The sequence below is a fragment of the Mycobacterium sp. 1165178.9 genome (genome assembly GCF_001673555.1).
GTDB lineage: Bacteria > Actinomycetota > Actinomycetes > Mycobacteriales > Mycobacteriaceae > Mycobacterium.
Map to the genome: position 1 here is coordinate 1 of NZ_LZMB01000421.1, position 661 is coordinate 661.

The 661-nt window shown below is 66.3% G+C and carries 1 protein-coding gene; it reads right to left on the bottom strand.

The window, feature by feature from the left end:
* On the bottom strand, window positions 1-661 hold a 661-nt coding region (locus A5652_RS18310), incomplete at both ends, for a DNA topoisomerase (RefSeq protein WP_232001235.1).

Consider the following 661-nt stretch of genomic DNA (forward strand, 5'->3'; position numbering starts at 1 on the left):
CCGGCCGGCCCTGCTCGTCGTCAAAGAGCCTGATGGAGTTGACTTCTCGAGCGTCGATACCTTCCAGGTTGACGCCGACGAGTTTCTTCAGGCCACCGGAACGGGCCACCGAGTCCGCCACCCCGTGCTCGCCGCCGAAGTAAAAGTTGTTGAGCCAATCGGTGCGTCGCTCCTGTCCCGAGGCGATCGCGTCGAGCTCGTCTTCCATCGCGGCGGTGAAGTCATAGTCGACCAGGCGCCCGAAATGCTGTTCCAGCAAACCGGTTACGGCGAACGCCACCCATGAGGGCACCAGCGCGCTGCCCTTCTTGTGCACGTAGCCGCGGTCCTGGATGGTCTTGATGATCGACGAGTACGTCGACGGACGGCCGATGCCCAGCTCCTCGAGGGCCTTGACCAGTGACGCCTCCGTGTAGCGCGCCGGCGGGTTGGTGGCGTGGCCGTCGGGGGTCAGTTCGATGGCGTTCAGCCGCTGGCCCTGGGTCAACTGCGGCAACCGGCTCTCGGCGTCGTCGGCCTCGCCGCCGGCCAATTCGTCGACCGTCTCCACGTAAGCCTTCAGGAAGCCCGCGAAGGTGATGGTGCGACCGCTGGCCGAGAACACCACATCGCGGCCGGCCGATTGGCCGTTGATCCGCAGGCTCAGCGTGGTGCCGCGCGC